Origin of the sequence: Pseudoalteromonas sp. GW168-MNA-CIBAN-0100 (assembly GCF_040309225.1) — a bacterium.
In the GTDB taxonomy this organism is placed as follows: domain Bacteria; phylum Pseudomonadota; class Gammaproteobacteria; order Enterobacterales; family Alteromonadaceae; genus Pseudoalteromonas; species Pseudoalteromonas arctica.
Window position 1 is genome coordinate 108,760 of the sequence record NZ_JBEOOL010000003.1, and the last position, 19,543, is coordinate 128,302.

At 38.1% G+C, this 19,543-nt stretch carries 13 protein-coding genes and 1 pseudogene; 8 read left to right on the plus strand and 6 right to left on the minus strand.

The genetic code is table 11. The features are described 5' to 3' along the window. Nucleotides 1-10: 10 nt before the first annotated feature. Nucleotides 11-928 (plus strand): LysR family transcriptional regulator, encoded by a 918-nt coding sequence (locus tag AAEY62_RS02560; RefSeq protein WP_165721817.1) that lies wholly within the window; start codon nucleotides 11-13, stop codon nucleotides 926-928. Nucleotides 929-1,004: 76 nt separating this feature from the next. Here AAEY62_RS02560 and AAEY62_RS02565 read toward each other — a convergent pair whose 3' ends face one another. From AAEY62_RS02565 to AAEY62_RS02575, 3 genes are all read right to left on the minus strand, one after another. Continuing rightward, a complete protein-coding gene (locus AAEY62_RS02565; RefSeq protein WP_197188145.1) occupies nucleotides 1,005-1,856 on the minus strand; it encodes a universal stress protein in 852 nt (283 codons plus the stop codon). Between the two features lie 10 nt (nucleotides 1,857-1,866). Then, nucleotides 1,867-3,357: a SulP family inorganic anion transporter gene (locus AAEY62_RS02570; RefSeq protein ID WP_121954540.1), complete on the minus strand. Its 1,491-nt coding sequence runs from the start codon at nucleotides 3,355-3,357 to the stop codon at nucleotides 1,867-1,869. 271 nt (nucleotides 3,358-3,628) lie between these two features. After that, nucleotides 3,629-4,357, minus strand: coding sequence for an NUDIX hydrolase (locus AAEY62_RS02575; RefSeq protein ID WP_007585186.1), 729 nt, complete (start codon nucleotides 4,355-4,357; stop codon nucleotides 3,629-3,631). A 128-nt stretch (nucleotides 4,358-4,485) separates the two neighbouring features. On the opposite strand from AAEY62_RS02575, the pseudogene AAEY62_RS02580 reads away from it, so the two are divergent. Continuing rightward, a pseudogene (locus tag AAEY62_RS02580) lies at nucleotides 4,486-5,115 on the plus strand (MFS transporter); the annotation flags it as partial. A gap of 560 nt (nucleotides 5,116-5,675) precedes the next feature. Here the strand turns inward: AAEY62_RS02580 and AAEY62_RS02585 are convergent. Beyond that, nucleotides 5,676-8,294 (minus strand): AAA family ATPase, encoded by a 2,619-nt coding sequence (locus AAEY62_RS02585; protein WP_350634558.1) that lies wholly within the window; start codon nucleotides 8,292-8,294, stop codon nucleotides 5,676-5,678. A gap of 684 nt (nucleotides 8,295-8,978) precedes the next feature. Between AAEY62_RS02585 and AAEY62_RS02590 the strand changes: the two genes are divergently transcribed. The 6 genes from AAEY62_RS02590 (at nucleotide 8,979) to AAEY62_RS02615 (ending at nucleotide 17,594) form a co-directional block, all read left to right on the plus strand. Then, nucleotides 8,979-10,127, plus strand: coding sequence for a N(5)-(carboxyethyl)ornithine synthase (locus AAEY62_RS02590; RefSeq protein WP_024590357.1), 1,149 nt, complete (start codon nucleotides 8,979-8,981; stop codon nucleotides 10,125-10,127). A gap of 170 nt (nucleotides 10,128-10,297) precedes the next feature. Beyond that, entirely contained in the window at nucleotides 10,298-11,662 is a 1,365-nt protein-coding gene (gene nhaA / locus AAEY62_RS02595; protein ID WP_350634559.1) for a Na+/H+ antiporter NhaA, read from the plus strand. Between the two features lie 483 nt (nucleotides 11,663-12,145). Beyond that, nucleotides 12,146-13,087, plus strand: a complete 942-nt coding sequence (gene hflK / locus AAEY62_RS02600; protein WP_008168365.1) for an FtsH protease activity modulator HflK — start codon at nucleotides 12,146-12,148, stop codon at nucleotides 13,085-13,087. After that, nucleotides 13,084-14,067, plus strand: a complete 984-nt coding sequence (gene hflC / locus AAEY62_RS02605) for a protease modulator HflC (RefSeq protein WP_008168367.1) — start codon at nucleotides 13,084-13,086, stop codon at nucleotides 14,065-14,067. The genes hflK and hflC overlap by 4 nt, the downstream gene beginning before the upstream one ends. Before the next feature lie 52 nt (nucleotides 14,068-14,119). Next, complete coding sequence (locus tag AAEY62_RS02610) at nucleotides 14,120-14,578, plus strand: hypothetical protein (RefSeq protein WP_024590354.1); 459 nt, start codon at nucleotides 14,120-14,122, stop codon at nucleotides 14,576-14,578. Nucleotides 14,579-15,035: 457 nt separating this feature from the next. Beyond that, a complete protein-coding gene (locus AAEY62_RS02615) occupies nucleotides 15,036-17,594 on the plus strand; it encodes a putative bifunctional diguanylate cyclase/phosphodiesterase (protein WP_350634560.1) in 2,559 nt (852 codons plus the stop codon). Between the two features lie 76 nt (nucleotides 17,595-17,670). On the opposite strand, the gene AAEY62_RS02620 is transcribed toward AAEY62_RS02615, so the two are convergent. Then, nucleotides 17,671-17,874, minus strand: coding sequence for a hypothetical protein (locus AAEY62_RS02620; RefSeq protein WP_024590352.1), 204 nt, complete (start codon nucleotides 17,872-17,874; stop codon nucleotides 17,671-17,673). 171 nt (nucleotides 17,875-18,045) lie between these two features. Beyond that, complete coding sequence (locus AAEY62_RS02625) at nucleotides 18,046-19,533, minus strand: bifunctional 2-methylcitrate dehydratase/aconitate hydratase (protein ID WP_350634561.1); 1,488 nt, start codon at nucleotides 19,531-19,533, stop codon at nucleotides 18,046-18,048. Between the last annotated feature and the right edge of the window lie 10 nt (nucleotides 19,534-19,543).

Sequence of the window (19,543 nt, forward strand, 5' to 3'; positions counted from 1 at the left end):
ATTGACAATCATGGATACTATTATTGGCATTAAAACAATCATAGCGGTTGTTGAAACAGGCTCTTTTACAGCCGCAGGCGACAGGCTAGGGCTCTCAAAGGCACTGGTTAGTAAGTACGTGGGCATTGTAGAGCAAGACTTAGGGGTTAGGTTATTTAACCGCTCCACGCGCAGAATTTCGATTACCGAAGCGGGGCAAAGTTATTACGCAAGCGTAGTGCCTGTAATTGAAAGCTACAGCGAAATGCTCGATAACTTATCGGGTCAAACAGCGCTTGCTAGCGGCAAACTTCGGGTGAGTGCGCCGGTGTCGTTTGGTGAATCAAACCTTGCGCCGTTAATGCCTGAGTTACTGAGCCAATACCCTGATTTAAGTATTGATTTAGTGCTTTCAGACAAAACAATTGATTTGCTAGAAGAGGGGGTTGATTTAGCAATAAGAATTGGCAGTGTGTCTGACTCTAATTTAATTGCGAGGCAAATTACCAGTTACCCTTTAATTTTATGTGCATCACCCGAATACATTCAGCGTTTTGGCGCACCTATAAGTGTTGGCGAGCTTGAACAACACGCTACGGTGATTGATAGCAACTTTAAAATAGGTCGCCATTGGCCTTTAATTTCACCTAGTGGTGAGGCATTAACGGCAAGCGTAAACTCGCGTGTTTCGGTTAATAATCCGCAAGCTGTAAAAGAGGTGGTTGTAGCAGGTGGCGGTATTGGCTTAATCCCTGAAATAGTGGTGAGAGACGATATTGCATCGGGTAAGCTTGTACAGGTTATGCAAGGTTATAAAACCTTTGAGTTTGGCTTATTTGCTATTTATCCGCATAGAAAGTTTGTGGCTCAAAAGGTTACGTCGTTTATTCAGTTTTTATTTGAAAAGTTTGAAGCTAAGCCAAAAACAAAAAAGCCTAAAATCAGTTAAGTGATTTTAGGCTTTTTAAAGTAGGTCATTTAAAACAGTTGCTTACTTAAAAATGGCGCTTACTTAAAACAACCACTTACTTTAATATAATAACTGGCACATCGTTGTTTTCGAGCATTTTAATGGTATTACTGCCCACAAAAAACTGCCTTAACTTAGAATGCCCAAAAGCCCCCATAACAATTAAATCAATATTATTTTGTTCTTTGTATTGCATCAACGAGTCAAAAACATTGCCCTCTAAAAAGCTTGCAGACACTTCAAAACCCATACTACTGAGTTTAAATTGAGCGTTAAGAAACTTCTCTTCTAAGTTCTTCTCATTATTATTAATACTCACTAAATGACAATGAAGCCCATGTAATAAACCGCCATCAATGACTTGTTGCAGTGCTTTGTCGGCTGTTTCGCGACCATCGTACGCAATCATAAATGATTTAGGCTGCTTAAACTTTTTAGAAATAAGCAATATTGGTTGCGAGGCGCTACGCACGAGCGTTTCGATGTGTGAACCAAGTGCATTTAAATCAACACGATGATCAACACCATTTCGACCAATAACGATTAAGCGAGTATCATCTTTAAAATCAATAATAGCGTCGATTACATCACCGTGACGTTTAATTAATTCATAGTTTTGAATATGAGCAATTTTTGCTTGTACAGCAACCGAGTCGAGTAATTCATCTGCTAGTTTTAAAGAAACTTTACTACGGTGTTCATCGAGTTTTGTCATTTCTTCAAGCAAAGCCGATTGGGCACCTAAACCAATTGTACCGGTGTAGTTACCTACATTAGTTTGTTGTATTTTTTCAAGCATATGTATAAAGCTAATTGATTTATCTAGCTTTTTTGAAGCCCAAATAGCAGCTTCGGTTACAGCGTGTGTAATGACAGAGCCATCGATACAGGTAATTATTTTTTCCATTACATTCTCCTTAATGACCGCCAAGTAGTTTATCGACTTCTTTGGGGTCGTTATGTACGCCAAACTTATCAACAACTGTTTCGGTTGCGCTATTCATACCAACAATATTAACTGTTGCGCCTTCGCGTCTAAACTTAATAACCACCTTATCGAGTGACGATACACCGGTTATATCCCAAAAGTGGGCATGGGTTAAATCAATTACTACGTTAGAAACCGCATTTTTAAAATCGAACGACGCTATAAACTGCTCAGCTGAGGCAAAAAATACCTGGCCTACAACTTCATAAGTTACTAGGTTTTTAGTTTCATCGTGCTTAGTTGTAACAACCATAAAGCGACCAATTTTGTTCGCAAAAAACAACGTAGCTAGCAATACGCCAACTAAAACACCAATGGCTAGATTATGCGTGGCAACAACCACAATAACGGTTGAAATCATCACTACGTTTGATGAAAGAGGGTTCTTTTTTAAATCTTTAACTGATGCCCACGAAAACGTACCAATCGATACCATAATCATTACTGCAACTAATGCAGCCATAGGAATTAAACGCAGCCACTCATCTAAAAACACCACCATGATGATTAAAAATAAACCAGCAATAAAGGTTGAAAGTCGTCCACGACCGCCCGATTTAACGTTGATGATTGACTGTCCAATCATGGCGCAACCCGCCATACCACCAAATAAACCTGCGCCAATATTAGCAATACCTTGGCCCTTACATTCTTTATTACGATCGCTCGTTGTATCAGTTAAGTCATCAACAATGGTGGCGGTCATCATTGATTCAAGTAAGCCCACAACCGCAAGACCAATTGAATACGGTAAAACAATTTGCAGTGTTTCGAGTGTTAGTGGTACATCGGGCCATAAAAATATAGGTAGGGTGTCTGGCAGTTCGCCCATGTCGCCAACGGTTCTTATATCAAGACCCAAAAACAGTGAAACCAGTGTAATAACAACAATACACACTAAAGGAGAGGGAAGTATTTTGCCAATAGTTGGAATGTATGGGAATAAGTAAATAATACCTAAGCCTGCAGCAGTCATGGCGTAAACATGCCAAGTAACATTGGTAAGCTCAGGTAACTGTGCCATAAATATTAAAATCGCCAGCGCATTTACAAACCCTGTTACAACAGAACGCGATACAAACCGCATTAATTCACCGAGCTTTAAAAAGCCTGCAAATATTTGTAGTACACCGGTGAGTAAGGTAGCAACCAGTAAGTATTCCAGACCATGATCTTTAACCAGCGTCACCATTAACAGTGCCATTGCACCGGTAGCCGCCGATATCATGCCAGGGCGTCCGCCTACAAAGGCAATAATAACCGCAATACAAAATGAGGCATATAAACCTACTTTTGGATCAACACCCGCAATAATAGAAAAGGCAATAGCTTCAGGTATTAGGGCAAGCGCCACAACAATACCAGCAAGCACATCACCACGAACATTAGAGAGCCAATCTCTTTTTACGTGATCAAACATTTAATAAACCTAATTAGTTAGTTTCCCAAAGTATAGGGGAGTATTTTATTTAAATAACAATGATTCTCGCGCAGATGGCGATTAAGGTTGCACGCAACGTGCTGATGAAAAAGGGAGTGGTTGCCTAGGGCGGCGTAAGTTTCAAGTAAAAAGCTCCTTTTTGATTAGTGTGTATTGATAATGGGAATAAATTATAAGTAACGCATACACTTTAGCAATATAGAGTTAGTTCATAAAGAGTAAACCTCAATCCAATAAGGTTTTTAAGCAATTAAAACTCAAACGTAAAACCAAACTCTCTTAATTTTTCGTACACGTTTATATCAAAACGATAAAGCGTTGCGGCTCTGTGAGCTACGTTGGTTTGTTTTTCTTTGCAGTTTATTAATAAGTTCATTTTTTGAAACTTACGTCTAAAGTTAGGTTTATCGAGTGATTTATTTAAAATCGACTCGTAAATTCCTTGTAGCTCAAGCAGGGTGAATTTTTCAGGGAGTAAGCTAAAACCAATAGGCTCGTGCCTTACTTTATAGCGTAAGTAATCAAGGCCGCTTTTTAAAATATCGGCATGGTCAAACATTAAAGCGGGTACACTATTTACATCAAACCATTCACACTCTAAAGCATTATCGCCGCTCACAAGGTTGGTTTCTTCAAAGCGAACGAGCGAATAATAAACAATAGTAATAATGCGTCTAGCAGGGTAGCGGTCTACGTTACCAAAAGCACCTAACTGATCTAAGTACAGGTTTTCAACACCGGTCGTACTTTTAACAACACGTAAAGCTGCAAGGTCTAAGTTTTCATCTTTACGAACCCAATGACCAATTAAACCCCACTGGCTTGTTGCAAGGCCGCGGTTATATTTAACCAGCAACACCTTTAACTTACCTTCATGAATAGCAAATACAATATTATCTACGGTTAGATTACTAATGCAGTCATCAGGAATCGATTCTTCGTCGATGTTGTTAGAAATGTTTGATGTTTTATAGTGCATAAATTACTCAGCCAAAGCTATACGTAGATATTGTTATAAAGACTATTAAGGGTATATAAAAGGTGGGTAAAGCGCAAATAAAAAGCTTTTATAATTCCTATTTAAAACAATCAGATAAACCTAAAAAACGTTTACGCCCCATTGTTTGGATAGGAATTGGCTTAGCTACATTTCAGCAATTAGTCGGCATTAACGTTGTTTTTTACTACGGCGCGGTACTTTGGCAAGCAGCCGGTTTTACTGAATCTGACGCGTTACTCATTAATATAATAAGCGGCTTTGTAAGTATTTTAGCGGTGTTTATTACCATGTATTTTATAGACACAATTGGCAGAAAACCTTTTTTGTTAACCGGCTCAATTGGTATGACGGTGACACTTTCGGTTATTGTTTATGCCTTTTTAAACGCAGATATTGGCTCAACAGGTAATTTAGAGCTAGGAGAGCAGGGCATAGTTGCTTTAATAGCCGCTAACGCTTACGTGTTCTTTTTTAACCTATCGTGGGGCCCTGTAATGTGGGTTATGTTAGGCGAAATGTTCCCTAACCAAATTCGCGGCTCTGGCCTTGCAGTTACCGGCTTTGCCCAGTGGATAGCTAACTTTTTAATTACCTGGTCGTTCCCTGTTATGCTCACAGGCATTGGTTTAGCTGGGGCTTATGGTTTTTACGCATTTTGTGCGTTTGTTTCAGTTATATTTGTATTTAAGTTTTTACACGAAACCAAAGGCAAAGAGCTTGAACAAATGAAAGGGTAAATATTACCCCTTTAATAAGCGCCAAAACTAAAGCAATAGTTTTGGCGTGGTAAGACTACTTCACTCGTTAAGCTTTCTTTTTACTAAACCCAAACACTTTATAAACTCGCAGCAACTATCTAATTTCTCAATAGTTAAATTACTAATGCACTTAAGTAAAGTGTGAGTCGCTTGTTCAATATCACGATTTGCAATAGCGTTTAACATCATTTTTTAAACTTTTATTATTTCGATTTAAGCTGCCTCGATCGCCGTTTTCCCTTAGTTGTTAACTGGGTCATCAACCTTCGGCCATGTTCTAAAAATGAATAATATTAGACGTGACGTAGTTTTTAAAAAGACGTAGTAGAGCGATTGGCGTAATAGACAGCTAAAAAACACATAAAGCTAATAGTTTGCAGTGAGCGATCAACGGACGGTCAAATTTATATTTTCGATGGGCAGCTTCTCACTCATAGCTGCCGTTGATGTTTTGCTTCTACAGATAAATATTATATTTGAAATGTGAGTTGCCAGCTTCTTCTGTTTGAGAGTAAAGGCTGGCTTAAGGTGCTGTTAAACTATAGCGCCTGATCTAGTAATGCTAATGCTGATACAATGGTATGAACTGAATTTCGTTCGAATTCGGCTCGGTCTACTTCATCATGAGTGCCTTTGTTCAGATATCGCCATTCTAGAGAGTCACCATTAATACCTAATAATTGTTCAATGGGAGACAAAACATTATGTTTTTCAGCGTCAGTAAAGTCACCTTTTTTAATCTTACTTTTGAGTTGGTCTGTTAATTGACGTAATCCAATTGGTGCGTTTGCGGCACGTAATTTGATACTTAAATTACCATCACCATGTTTGCTGACATATTGCCATACTTTCCCTGTAGTTAATGACTCCAAAGCTTGGCGAGATTTACCCAGTGCAAATCGTAATTCATTTTTGCGAAAATGCTCTAATGCCCCCTCAATATAGTTTCTTGGGGCGCATTTGAAATCAACTTGAATATGCGGTTCATCAATGCGGGGCAAGAACGCTAACCGCTGACTACTTTTAACTTGTTCCACCGACAATTGATTTTGGATATCTTTAAAAAACTCCTCCCCATGACACGTCAAAATAATTTGTTTTCCATCAAAGTAATCATCTTCAAATAGCGTGCGTCTGATGGATTGACGATGATCATCATCAATGGCATTAACTGGGTCATCAAAGATAAGAAGAGGACAATCTTCTTTGATATTTTTCGCCAGTAATATTGCCAAGCCAACACAACGAATATGCCCTTCACTTAGTACATGAAGCGCATCAAAATATTTTTGAGGCTCGTTTTGGTAGGAAATTTTTAGCTTCTGGTTTTGTGCTAGCGGTAGCTGAATTGATGCCAATAACTCTGTTGGCGCATCATTACGGTTGAATGCATTATATAATTTAACAACTTCATCTCCTAAGTTTTCGACTAGAAGTTCAGGTAGCTTTTTACGATAGACATTAAGTAAAGTTACAAACTGCTGGTAGGACTCTCTGATGTCAATATTCTGCTCAACAATAGGCTTTTCCTGTTCGACTTCACCGATGAGTGCTTTATTTGCTTCGTCAAATTCACTGATTAGTTTTTGAGCACCTTCAATTGCTTTGATTGCTGCACCCTTCGAAGCAGCTAGCTTTTGAGCGTCATTTAAGAAACCTTTTAATCGATTCAATTCTAGTTGCTGAGCTTTCTTATTTTGTTCAATTTGAACACTTTCAGTATCCTGTTTTTCTAAGCAATTTACTTGTGTATCAATATGCTGAATGGCTGATGTGCCATCACCTAGCACAGCATGCAAACTATTCCACCATGCCACATTTAATTGGGACATATCAGCTAGCTTGAATGGTGCTAACTTGTTATCAATGGAATAAAAATTTAAGCAAGTGGATAATATCTGATGCAACTCTTGAAGCTTTTGAAGCACTGTTTGCTCAAGTTGTTTTATTTTAGTTTGCAATTCAGCTAGGTGTTGAAGTTTGGCTAGCTCCTCTACTGCGTGAGTGAAAGGATTAACGGATACTTCCGTTAATGGGGTTAAACATGCAGGGCATTTATCAGGACTAATTTGTTGAACTTGAGTTACTGATTCAAATAGCCGCTGGAAAGATACTTGTTGGCTTGCATTCGCTAATTCTTCTATTTTTTGCTTATGATCGTTTAGACTACTTACTAACGTTTGTTTGATTAAGGCTAGGTTAGCAGCGGTTAAGTTACTTTTTTGCGGAACAGGCTTTTGCACCTCTGCTTCTAATAAAGGTATTTGTCCTTGTCTTTCCCCTGAGCCATTAAGTTCAAACATCATTTTCAGTAAAGTACAGCCTTCTCTATAGCGTATTGCTAGTGAAGTTTCTTCACCCTTCACCTGTTCAACAATACCTTGATTAAGCCTTATTTGCTGCTCAGCGCCTTGGAGTTGTAGCCGTTTTTGAGAAAGCTTCTTTGCTTTGACACCTTCTACATCAATGTGTTTTCCATCCATTTCAGGAGAGAAATTTTTGACAAACTCATTAAACGCATCAAGGCCAAATAGTGTTGATATTAGTTCTGACTGTTTGGCTGGAGCTTGTGCAGCAATACGTGAAAAGCTGTCTATTCGATTTTTCTCAACAAAGCAAAATCGATAAAGAGCATCATTAGGTTTGATATTGACATCACCGCCTTCAGCATCAATTCCGATCAATTTGGGAGGTGCGAATTTATTGGTATGGGCATTTTTTAAATAAGCTTCAACATCTCTAAAACGTTTACTTTCAGCTTCTGCTACTGAACCTAATAAGGCATATTCTAATGCTTCACAAAAACTAGATTTCCCCGTACCATTTGGCCCAAAGATAAGTACTAGCAGACTATTTAGGTCAAAAGTTTCCTCACGGCTAAATCCCCTAAATGAATCAACCGATAACTCTTTTAGTAGAGTAAAAGATGCAACATCTGACTCAACATCTTCAAGATTAGTTGGAATATCTTGGCTTACGCTAGCCCATTCTTTTTGAGCAAGCTTTGCGACATGTTTAACTCGTTGTCCCTGATAAGTACTTAGTGGAACAATTTCATCCAGATTTTTTAGTACCAAGTTAGCGAATTTATGAACTGACGCACTAGATGGAGATGAAAGTAAAGTTTGCAGAAAACGTTGAAATTCAGACTGAATCATACTTTCCCTTATATTTGATAAATTGTCAGATTAGGCAGTAAAATCTATACCTAACGACAGTGTCCTTATTAAAGTCTAATATCAAAGCTATCAGTTAAAAAAACTTGTGTAAATCAATATGCAACCTAATGTTGATTACTTTGATTTTACACAATTAAAGTCTCTGTATGGAATTGGGTTAAATACTTAGATCGACTAAAAGTAACTCTATAGAATTATATCAATGACCGCTTTAGTGGCATATAAGAATTTCAGCTTATAGTAAAATTGAAATGCAGAATGACCGCGATTGGTACATAGCCGGAGTTGATGTTAAAGCCAAACGTTCAGCTAGCCCAATATAAAGCGGATTAAACCTGCTCTACAGAATAACTTGCGAAGTTAAAACCTCAGTAATTAGCGAGTACTCCCTTTATTTCAGTTTGAGATACTCAAGTTAGTAATACTTATTTCTGATATACTCATTCAGCACTTTTACTCAAAAGGTAATAGTCTTCAGCTTGCAACTCAATGCAAGTTAACTCACTGCTCTTCATTATTTATTGTCAAAATTACACCTTTGTAAAATAGAGTTGGTTCATCCGAGCCAAAAACGTACAGAAAAAACACCGCCTAAGTTTATTGGCGAAGTATGATGATTCGTTGATGAACTCAAGCGTACTTACTTTATAAACAGGACTTAGCATGAGTGAATTAACTATCGGCGTTATCGGAACATCCCGCAAGACAGATGAAAGACGGTATCCTATTCACCCAGAGCACTTATTACGAATTCCCGAAAGTCTTAGAAAACAAATGGTGTTTGAACAAGGCTATGGCACCGCTTTTAATGTTAGCGATGAATATATTGCAACGTTAACGGGTGGCATTGCATCTCGCAGCGAAATACTTACCCATATTGGCACTGCTATTATTGCAAAGCCTGTACTTGCTGACTTAGAAGAAATGCGCGAAGGAGGCACTATTTGGGGCTATGCCCACTGCGTTCAACAGCATGAAATAACACAAGCGGCGATAGAACGTAAACTTACCTTAATTGCTTTTGAAGATATGTATGTGTGGTCACCACAAGGAAATGCAGGGCGCCATACTTTTTATAAAAACAATGAAATGGCAGGGTATTGCGCTGTAATACATGCTTTGCAACTTAAGGGTATTGATGGTCATTATGGCGATCAACGTAAAACGATTATATTTAGTTTTGGTGCAGTGAGTAGAGGCGCAATTTACGCTCTTAAAGCGCATGGTTTTAGAGATATTACAATTTGTATTCAGCGTCCTGATCACGAAGTGCGTGAAGAAATATTAGATTGTCATTATGTTAAGGTACGAGAAGGTCTTGAAGGAGAGGCTCGCATGATGGTTGTTGAGCATGATGGGACTAATCGACCTCTTGGCGATCTAATTAGCGAAGCCGATATTATCGTTAACGGGACTTATCAAGAAACAGCTCATCCGGTTAACTTTGTAATTGAAACAGAGGCCGACTGCTTAAAACCAAACAGCTTAATTATTGATGTTAGCTGTGATGAGGGGATGGGATTCTTTTTTGCAAAGCCGACAACGTTTAAAAACCCTTTATTTCGATATAACAACACGGATTATTATGGCGTTGATCATACACCGAGTTATTTATGGGAAAGCGCGACGCGTTCAATCTCTGCGGCGCTCATTGTATATTTACAAACGATACTTAAAGGTGCTTTGCAGTGGCAAAAAGATGAAACCATTCGCCGTGCAATAAACATTGAGCAAGGAATAATTAAAAATACGGCTATTTTGGCATTCCAAAACCGCGAAAATATTTACCCTTATAACGTAATAACACAATGATTATATCTATCTCTAATCTAATTTTACGTAAGATTAATTAGGGGTGTGCACTTCGTCTTAATGCTAGTAATTTTAAGGCGAAGTGTTTGTTGACTGATAGTAAAACTGGAGAACTTAAATCTTAAAAGTTTTTATAAAACGAACACCCACAATTTATAAGGCTACCTGATATGCCTAACGATTCTAAAAATATACTAAATCGTGGCTTAGACTATATGCACGACCCATTTTCTAATTTTATGCGTGCTCAAACCACCTCTAGTCTGTTTCTTCTGGTATCTACGATCATTGCACTATGGTGGGCAAATTCAGCTTATTCAGCTACCTATCTAAACTTAGTGCACACGCCTATTGGGATCTCATTAGGAAACTTTGAGCTAAAAACCTCGCTTAAACACATTATTAATGATGGTTTGATGGTGATATTTTTCTTATTGCTTGGGCTTGAAATAAAAAGAGAGGTACTTGCTGGGGATTTAGCTGAGCCCAAAAATAGACACATGCTCATTTTTTGCGCCATAGGCGGAATGGTCGTGCCGGCTGGTATTTATTCGCTGTTTAACTGGGGGCAAGATTCACTGATTGGTTGGGGTATACCCATGGCAACCGATACTGCGTTTGCATTAGGTGTGCTTACAATTGTAAGAAAACATATACCAACAAGCTTGTTGGCCTTTATTGTAGGTCTTGCGATTGTTGACGATGTGGGGGCAATACTCGTTATTGCCGTGTTTTATACCCAAGAAATATCGGTGATGTATTTGTCATGCGCCGTTGTTCTATTTGCTTTTTTAGTAGCCGCCAATTATGCCGGAATAAGGCAGCCGCTTTTTTACATTATTATTGGTCTTGCCACCTGGTGGATGATGTTACAGTCAGGTGTGCATCCTACTGTAGCAGGTGTTGCTATTGCTTTAACGGCTCCTGCACGCTCAATGTTGGGCTCAGGAAGGTCGCTTGAAAAGGCAAAAACAACCATTACCTCTATGCAAAAAGAAATAGAGAAAGTAGATGTTCTGGCTAGCAGACAGGATCATAAACAGGTACTAGAGATTCGTGATTTAGCCGAAAATGCGGGTACACCTTTGCGTCGGTGGGAAGATGTGCTGCACCTGCCTGTCGCACTGTTTATTTTACCGCTATTTGCTTTAGTTAATGCGGGTGTGGTTTTTAACTTTAGTTCATTTGTTGAGAGTCTCAGTGATCCCGTTGGCTTAGGTATTATTAGTGGTCTTGTTGTTGGTAAGTTTATTGGTATTTCGGGTGCGTGTTGGCTTGCTTTACGCTACAAAATAGGTTGCTTGCCTGAGGGCATCAATCTTCAGCATGTTATTGGTGCTTCACTTATCGCTGGGATTGGATTCACCATGTCTACCTTTATTGCTACGTTGGGGTTTGATGGGCAAGCCGAGCATCTTCATAACGCAAAAACATCGGTTTTAGTGGCTTCGGTTCTTTCTGCAATACTTGGGGTTTTATATATTCGAGTGGTTGCCTCAAAAAAGAGCAATAAACCAATTAATTCAACGCCATAATAGGGCGTGAAGGGGCTAATGGGTATTCAATAATGTGTACTCATTAGTTGTACTTAACCCTTTATTTATCAATTAAACCTATTGTTTAAAACACGCTATGTGGCGTACCGAACAGACCAATTAAAATAAATACGCTAATGTCTTACTAAGGTTTTTTGGCTTTAAATTAATCTATAAGTGCATGAATTTAAATCTTAAAACTATTCCTTAAATCATTACCCCTAAATTATACAGAGGAAGTTATCACCTAGATTGCGAAGCACGCTAGCGCTTATGACAATCTAAAGTAGTAATAAGGCTCCATATTTTTGGTTTCTTAAAAAGGAGAATATTATTTCTACACAAAACGAAAATAATCCAAATTCTAAAAGTAAAAGCGGTCCGCCAGATATCGATAAAGTGATGAGTGGTGCGCTGCAAAAGTATAAGAAGCTGCTGAGTGGAAAATTTAGCACAAGTTTAACCATAGTATTGTTTTTGGGATTGATTGCTACAGGCTATAGCGCAGTCTATACCGTTCCCAGTGATTCAGTTGCTTTGGTATTAAGGTTTGGTAAGTTTCAAGAAATTCTGCCTGCGGGCTTACATGTAAAAATCCCATTAGGTGTTGATCACGTCACAATAGTGCCTACTAAGCGTCAATTAAAGCAGGAGTTTGGTTTTTCTACTCCTGGAGCCTCCGACCCTGATCAAAATATTAATCCTGAAAATAATATTCGCGCATTTGCGCCAAAAATTTCACCTGCAACAAATCAACGCGAAGAAACTCAAATGGTAACGGGCGATTTAAACACTGCGCTGATTGAATGGGTAATTCAATATCGGATAGCCGATCCCCAAAAGTACTTATTTGAGGTGCGCGACCCGGCAGGCACTTTACGATATGTGTCTGAATCAGTTATGCGTGAAGTTGTAGGCGATAGAACTGTAGATGAAGTAATTACCATTGGCAGGCAAGGGATTGAAATTGAGGCATTACAAAAAATGCAGGCATTGGCAACCAAATATGTAATGGGGATTAGTATTGATCAGGTTCAACTAAAAAATATTAACCCACCCGTACCAGTACAAGGGTCGTTCAATGAAGTTAATCAGGCTCAACAAGAAAAAGAAAAGTTGATTAACGAAGCGCGTCGCGAATATAACCGCGTTATTCCGCTTGCTGAGGGGGAGCGCGACCAACGAATAAGAGAAGCCGACGGTTATCGCCTTAAGCGAGTTAATGAAGCTGAAGGCGACGCTCTGCGTTTTAATGCGCTTTTTGCACAGTACCAACTGGCACCTGAGGTAACACGCAGACGAATATATATAGAAACAATGACAGATGTTATGCCAACGATAAAAAATAAAATTATTATAGATAGCGAAGCACGCGGTGTATTACCTTTACTCAATTTAACGTCACTAAAAGGACAGCAGCCATGAAATCTTATTTAATCGTTGGCAGCAGTATTTTAGCTGCACTTGTAGGGGCTACTTTGTATAGCGCTTTATATACGGTTAACGAAGTAGAGCAGGTTGTTATTACTCAGTTTGGTAAACCGGTTGGAGAGCCAATTAGAGAGGCGGGTATTCAACTCAAAATGCCTTTTGTTCAGCAAGTTAATTTTATTGATAAGCGCGTGCTGGAATGGGAAGGAACACCTTCTGATATGCCGACCAAAGATAAGCTTTATATTTCTGTAAGTCTTTATGCGCGGTGGCAGGTTACCGATCCGTTGCAGTATTTTTTACGCTTAGGTGATGAGCGAAGCGCACAGTCTAGGCTCGATGATATTTTTGGTAGTGAAACGCGTAATGCAGTAGCGACACATGAATTAATCGAAATTATTCGTACAACGAAAGGTCGCCAACCTTTGCGTGACTCGTCACTCACCGAGGCTGAAAAAGAGCAGAATATTGGTAGTTTAGTGCCTATAAGCATGGGACGTTTAGTTGTCGAGCAAGATATATTTAATGAGGCGGCAAAAAAAGTGCGCGTATTTGGTATTGAGCTTATGGATATTCGCTTTAAACGTATTAATTATAATGAAAGTGTACGCCCTAAAATCTATGAACGTATGATCAGCGAACGTCGTCAAATAGCAGAACGCTTTTTGTCAGAAGGAAAAGGCGAAGCTGCCCGTATACAAGGTAACAGAGAGCGAGACTTAGATAAAATTCAATCTGAAGCCTACCGAGCAGTAACAGAAATTAGAGGTAAAGCTGATGCTAAAGCAGCCGCTATTTACGCCTCAGCCTATAACAAAAATGATCAAGCAGTCGCATTCTATGCATTCACCCGTTCGTTGCAGGCGCTTGAACTTGCCCTTAGCCAAAACACAACATTGGTATTATCGACCGACAGTGAGCTATTTCAGTATTTACAACACACTCAGGCGAGTGAGCCTAATCCTAAAAATTAGCATGCTTCATATTTAAATATTGTATAGATATCATCAAACTTAGGAGCAATAAATGCAAATTGAAACAATTAGAGATGTACTCAATTGGACCGTTTTATTTCACAAAAACTTAAAAGATAGCCTAAACCAGAGCTCTAAAAAAAATAAGGATGAGGGAGCACGAATGATGCTTCGCTACCTATCTGAGCATGAGGAGAGTTTAGAGAATATTGTACAAGGATTTGAAAATACGGCAGACGAAAAAGCGCTAAACACCTGGTGTTTTGATTACATCGAAAAGCACTCAATTATTGAGCGCGTTGATTGCAACTCACTCTTTGAAGAGCTAGATATCTCAGACATTATGGAGAAAATAGTAAACCATCATGAACAAGTTATTGAGTTATATATTCATATATATTCTCGTGTAGATATTGAAAGCGCAAAAACGTTGCTTGATACAATAAAAGATATTGAAGAAAATGAGATAAAAAGAATTGTGCAATCGGCTAACCGGTTTTCAGATATGTAATCGACTGATTGAACTGGCAATATTAGTGTATTACTAAGGTGTCAGTTCAATCAAATGTATGTGATATCAATTTATATCCAGGATCTTTTCTTTTAATCGAGTTAAGTAAAATGGTTTGGTGTGCTCAATATATCCGGACAGTCAATTCTAGTTTATTCAGTTATACCAATCTGCTTATATACGGGGTCTATTTAGCAACGTTATAGAGTGATTTAATTTGTTTTAATTGCTCAAATATTTATGCAGGTTGGTATTAAAATGAGAAGCAGATGATATGGCATGTCTGTGAATCTACTTACTTTTCATTAGATTATTCCCTCAATTTAATATCTAGCTATAAAGGCTGTATCTTTTTGTTTAATATAATACAAAACAATTAAATTTGACTGTACTAATACGGCAGTTGCTTTACAGTTTAAGATCTTGGCGACTCAAATTAGAAGGTTACAACAGACTCATGCGGTTATCTCTAACTCAATCAGCAGCAAGTATTTTATATTTAGGCTTTATTCAGTTTTTTGTTGTTGTAGTAATTTTGGGTGGGTTGGAGAGTATTTTACTTGAAGCACCTCTGATGCCTATCATTTCTATTAGTACCGCTTTAATATCGCTAGTTTTAGGCTTAATCTTAACTTTATTATTTAATTTTAAATTTTCAAAAAAAATTAAATATGTGACTCCTGTATTAGGCATTTTAGGATGTGCTTTTTTCTTAAATTTTCAATTGAGCTTATGGGGAGTCGTTGACGAAAAGTTTTTTTTAATTAGTGATAATCCATTTATTTCTGCTTTAAATGCCGTTATGGTTTTTTCTTTTTTCTCAGCGCTCATTATTAAAATTTTATGTTCTGCAACGATAACTAAAGGGGCTAAGTTTACCAAAGCAGTCATGTTTTTAGTTATTTTTACGGGTGTGTCGTTATGGTACGCTAGTGCAGTAAAAACAGTGAGTAGTGAAGAAGAAAAAGCACGAGAAAAAATAAGCTTAGTGGGGACAATGCTTAATAAAAATCTTGATGAGCATAAAAAGTCATTATCTCGGATTAAGTCGAGATTAGAAAAAGTGAGTCATGATAATTTTTTAAAACTTGCCGCTGTTGATATGAAAAATTATGCGAGAGATTATAAAATCATCAAAGGGATGCTTATTCTTGATGAAAATCTTACGTTAGTTGAAGGTGACATATTTTCTAAGCAATTTATTTCCAGTGGATTTTTATCAAGTGATTCTGTAGTGAACTGGTTAAATACAACTACGGATGAAGTTAGATTTGCAGCTAATTCATTAACGTTGAAAACGAGTACGCCGACTATTATGTTTTCGATACCTATAAATTCAGTTACTGGCGGTAAGTATCAAGTTTTAGCTTTACTAGACATGAATTTATTAATTGAGAACAGGTACATAGATTATCTAAATACGTTTGATGTATTTATTGAATTGACGCCTCAAGTTTACTTTTCTATTAATGCTAGAAAGCAAAACGTATACAATTTAAATATACTATTGAGTTTATACAGTGACTATATTGTAGAAAAAGTCGATGTAATGGGCATTTTAAATCACAATATATATAGTTTTATTAATAACTACTCTGCATTAAAAGAAAGAGCAAAAGTCGAACAAATTATAATTTGGCTTACTTTCATCTTTATCTATATTTTTATACTTGCTTCAGACTCTTCATACCTACTAAAACAACAATCAAAAAAGCTATTTAAAATGGCTAAATATGATGAGTTAACAGGGCTAATTCGCCGAGATGCGCTAGATGATGAAATAAACGCTAAACAGTCTAAGCAGGCCAAAGCGTTAAACTCACCGTGTGCAATGGTTTTTATAAACCTAGATGGCTTTAGTTCTATAAATAATAGTTTAGGGCATGCCATAGGCGATAAAGTTCTCAAGTTAGTTGCAAGAAGACTTAAAAATAACGCGCTGACAACCGACTCAATAGCACGCTTTGGTAATGATGAGTTTATTCTTTATTACAGCAATATAAGTAAAGATAAACTAAGAGAAGAAATATCAGTATTAATAAGCTCTTTAGCAAACGTTTATTATTTAGAGGACGTTGATATTTATCTTACAGCCAGCGCTGGTATATCGATGTCTAAAGAAAGAGTAGGAAATTCAAAAGTACTATTACAGCATGCAGATATTGCTATGGACTGTGCGAAAACCCTTGGAGGGAATCAGCTTTGTTTTTATCATAAGCTAATGGATGATAAGCATAAAGAAATAGTCCACATTAGAGGAGAGCTTCAAAAAGCGCTTAAAAATGGTGACTTAGAAGTTTATTACCAACCAATCCATAGTTTATCTGATAACAAAGTGATTAGTGTTGAGAGTTTGGTGCGATGGAAAAGTAATGGTGCGTATATTTCTCCGGCTATTTTTATACCTATAGCAGAGCAAACGGGGCAAATATTAGAAGTTGGCAAACAAGTACTAGCACAGGTACTTAAAGATATGAGTAATACTGCGCAGTTAAAAAATATTACTGTGGCTGTTAATTTTTCACCCCAGCAATTACAGCTGCAAGGGTTTGTTGCATATATTTGCCAATTAGTCTCTGATAAAGATATAGAGCCACATCGGCTCACCGTTGAAGTGACTGAAACAGTCATGTCAGAAAAAGGGGTTATCGAAGGCGTTCTTAGAGAGCTGATGGCTAAGGGCTTTAACGTTGCGATTGATGACTTTGGCGCTGGGTATTCTAGCCTTTCTTACTTGTCGAGGCAGCCTGCTAATATTATAAAAATAGATCGGGAGTTCACGATTGGTGCTGAGCATGAGGGCCAAGAACGCGCTTTATTAGAAGGTATCATCAAGATTTGTACAGAGCTTAAAAAAATAGTGGTCATTGAAGGTGTTGAAAATGCTGAGCTGATCGCCTATTTATCTCAATTCAGCAGTATAAGGGTTCAAGGCTATTATTTTTCCAAACCAATACCTTTAAATAATCTTATTGATTATATTAATAGCCTAAATAAAACAAGTCATCATAAGTAAAACGAGAATAATCAATTATTACCTTACAACATGGATTAACTCGCTAGCTATGGAGTAATAACATAGCCACGAGCGTCTATTTTTTTACGGGAATATCATTTAATAGCTTTATGATAGCGCTGTTATTACCGAGTTTAGCTAAGTCTAACAGGTAGCTTTTTTCTAGCTCTTGCATTGACTGATCTGCTAATAATTCTTTTACCGATTGTTCTTCCCCATTTGCTATTGAAGTTTCTAAGGCTGCAAAGTTTGCGATTGAGTGTTTAATTTCATTAGTCATAATAAGTCCCGTTTGCTGTGTTTTGTTAAAGCTTCGTTTTAAAAAATATTTATATAAAACAATTGTATATTATAAGCTCGCTTTGTTAGTGAGCTATTTTATTACCTAAAAATAGCTCACTTAATTAAGCGAATTGGTATTACAGTATCACCGTACATACTGCAATTTAACTTATTGAATAACAAATAAGTCCATAAAGCTGTTTACTGGCGTATTTTCAAGCTTGGCTTGATCTTTACAAAGGGTAAATATGGTTTGGCATTGTTGGGTTGCAAGGCGTGTTGCTAAATTAGATTTGAATTTAAGCTCTAATAATGGAATGCCTTCCTCACGACGACGGCGATGACCCAAAGGGTATTGAACAACCACTTCTTCTGTTTTACTACCATCGTTAAAGAAAACTTGAATTGCATTGGCAATAGAGCGTTTGTCCGCCTCTAAGTATTCAGCTGTAAAGCGTTTATCTTCTAACACCTCCATTTTGTCGCGTAGTTTATCGATGATAGGGTGCGTGTTGTGAAAGTCGTCCTCATAATGATCGCTAGTTAAGTTCCCAAATGCCAAGGGAACAGCAATCATATATTGTAAGCAATGGTCGCGGTCAGCTGCGTTGGCAAGCGGTCCTGTTTTAGAAATAATGCGTATGGCTGACTCGTGGGTGCGGATCACTATTTTCTCAATATCGTCTAAACGCGACTTTACTTGAGGGTGCAAAATAACGGAGGCTTCTGCTGCTGTTTGCGCATGAAACTCTGCTGGAAAAGAAATTTTAAACAAAATGTTTTCCATTACATATGAACCGTAACCTTGGGAGAACGAAAACGTGCGCTCCGCTTCAGGCTTTAGTGCTTGGTCTTTATTCGTTTTGGAGAAAGAGACATCATAAAACCCCCATTGCGCAGCTGTTAATGCACTGGGTATACCCATTTCACCGCGCATTGCCATATCAGCTAAATAAACTGCTCTGGCAGTTGCATCGCCCGCAGCCCAAGATTTACGAGATCCAGTGTTTGGCGCATGACGATAAGTACGCAGTGCAGAACCATCAACCCATGCTTGAGATATGGCTGCCATTATTTGCTCTCTACTGCCCCCCATCATTTTTGTGACAACAGCCGTTGAGGCTACACGCACCAATAATACATGGCATAAGCCAACACGATTAAAAGAATTTTCTAATGCGATAACGCCTTGAATTTCATGCGCCATAATCATGGCTTCAAGTACGTCTCGCATAGTCAGGGGAGGCTGTGAATTTGCGATTCTGACTTGAGACAAGTGATCGGCTACAGCTAAAATAGCACCTAAGTTATCAGAAGGGTGCCCCCATTCAGCAGCTAACCACGTATCGTTGTAATCGAGCCAGCGGATGGTACAACCAATGTCCCACGCTGCTTTAACAGGGTCGAGTACGAGCGAGGTCCCTGGTACTCGTGCGCCATTAGGAACAACGGTCCCTTTGACAATTGGACCAAGAAGTTTGGTACATTGTGAAAACTTTAAAGCGAGCAGTCCACAGCCTAAGGTATCCATTAGACAATTACGTGCAGTGTTTAGTGCTTCTGCGCTTGATACTTCAAACGTTAATACATAATCAGCGATATCCTGGATAACACTGTCGTAATCTGGGCGAGTGTTATTATCTGTATTACTACTCATTTTGTATCCT

Coding starts and splice junctions, on each gene's coding strand:
- AAEY62_RS02560 (WP_165721817.1), top strand. CDS start 11: ATGGATACTATTATTGGCATTAAAACAATCATAGCGGTTGTTGAAACA.
- AAEY62_RS02565 (WP_197188145.1), bottom strand. CDS start 1,856: ATGGAAAAAATAATTACCTGTATCGATGGCTCTGTCATTACACACGCT.
- AAEY62_RS02570 (WP_121954540.1), bottom strand. CDS start 3,357: ATGTTTGATCACGTAAAAAGAGATTGGCTCTCTAATGTTCGTGGTGAT.
- AAEY62_RS02575 (WP_007585186.1), bottom strand. CDS start 4,357: ATGCACTATAAAACATCAAACATTTCTAACAACATCGACGAAGAATCG.
- AAEY62_RS02585 (WP_350634558.1), bottom strand. CDS start 8,294: ATGATTCAGTCTGAATTTCAACGTTTTCTGCAAACTTTACTTTCATCT.
- AAEY62_RS02590 (WP_024590357.1), top strand. CDS start 8,979: ATGAGTGAATTAACTATCGGCGTTATCGGAACATCCCGCAAGACAGAT.
- nhaA (WP_350634559.1), top strand. CDS start 10,298: ATGCCTAACGATTCTAAAAATATACTAAATCGTGGCTTAGACTATATG.
- hflC (WP_008168367.1), top strand. CDS start 13,084: ATGAAATCTTATTTAATCGTTGGCAGCAGTATTTTAGCTGCACTTGTA.
- AAEY62_RS02610 (WP_024590354.1), top strand. CDS start 14,120: ATGCAAATTGAAACAATTAGAGATGTACTCAATTGGACCGTTTTATTT.
- AAEY62_RS02615 (WP_350634560.1), top strand. CDS start 15,036: ATGCGGTTATCTCTAACTCAATCAGCAGCAAGTATTTTATATTTAGGC.
- AAEY62_RS02620 (WP_024590352.1), bottom strand. CDS start 17,874: ATGACTAATGAAATTAAACACTCAATCGCAAACTTTGCAGCCTTAGAA.
- AAEY62_RS02625 (WP_350634561.1), bottom strand. CDS start 19,533: ATGAGTAGTAATACAGATAATAACACTCGCCCAGATTACGACAGTGTT.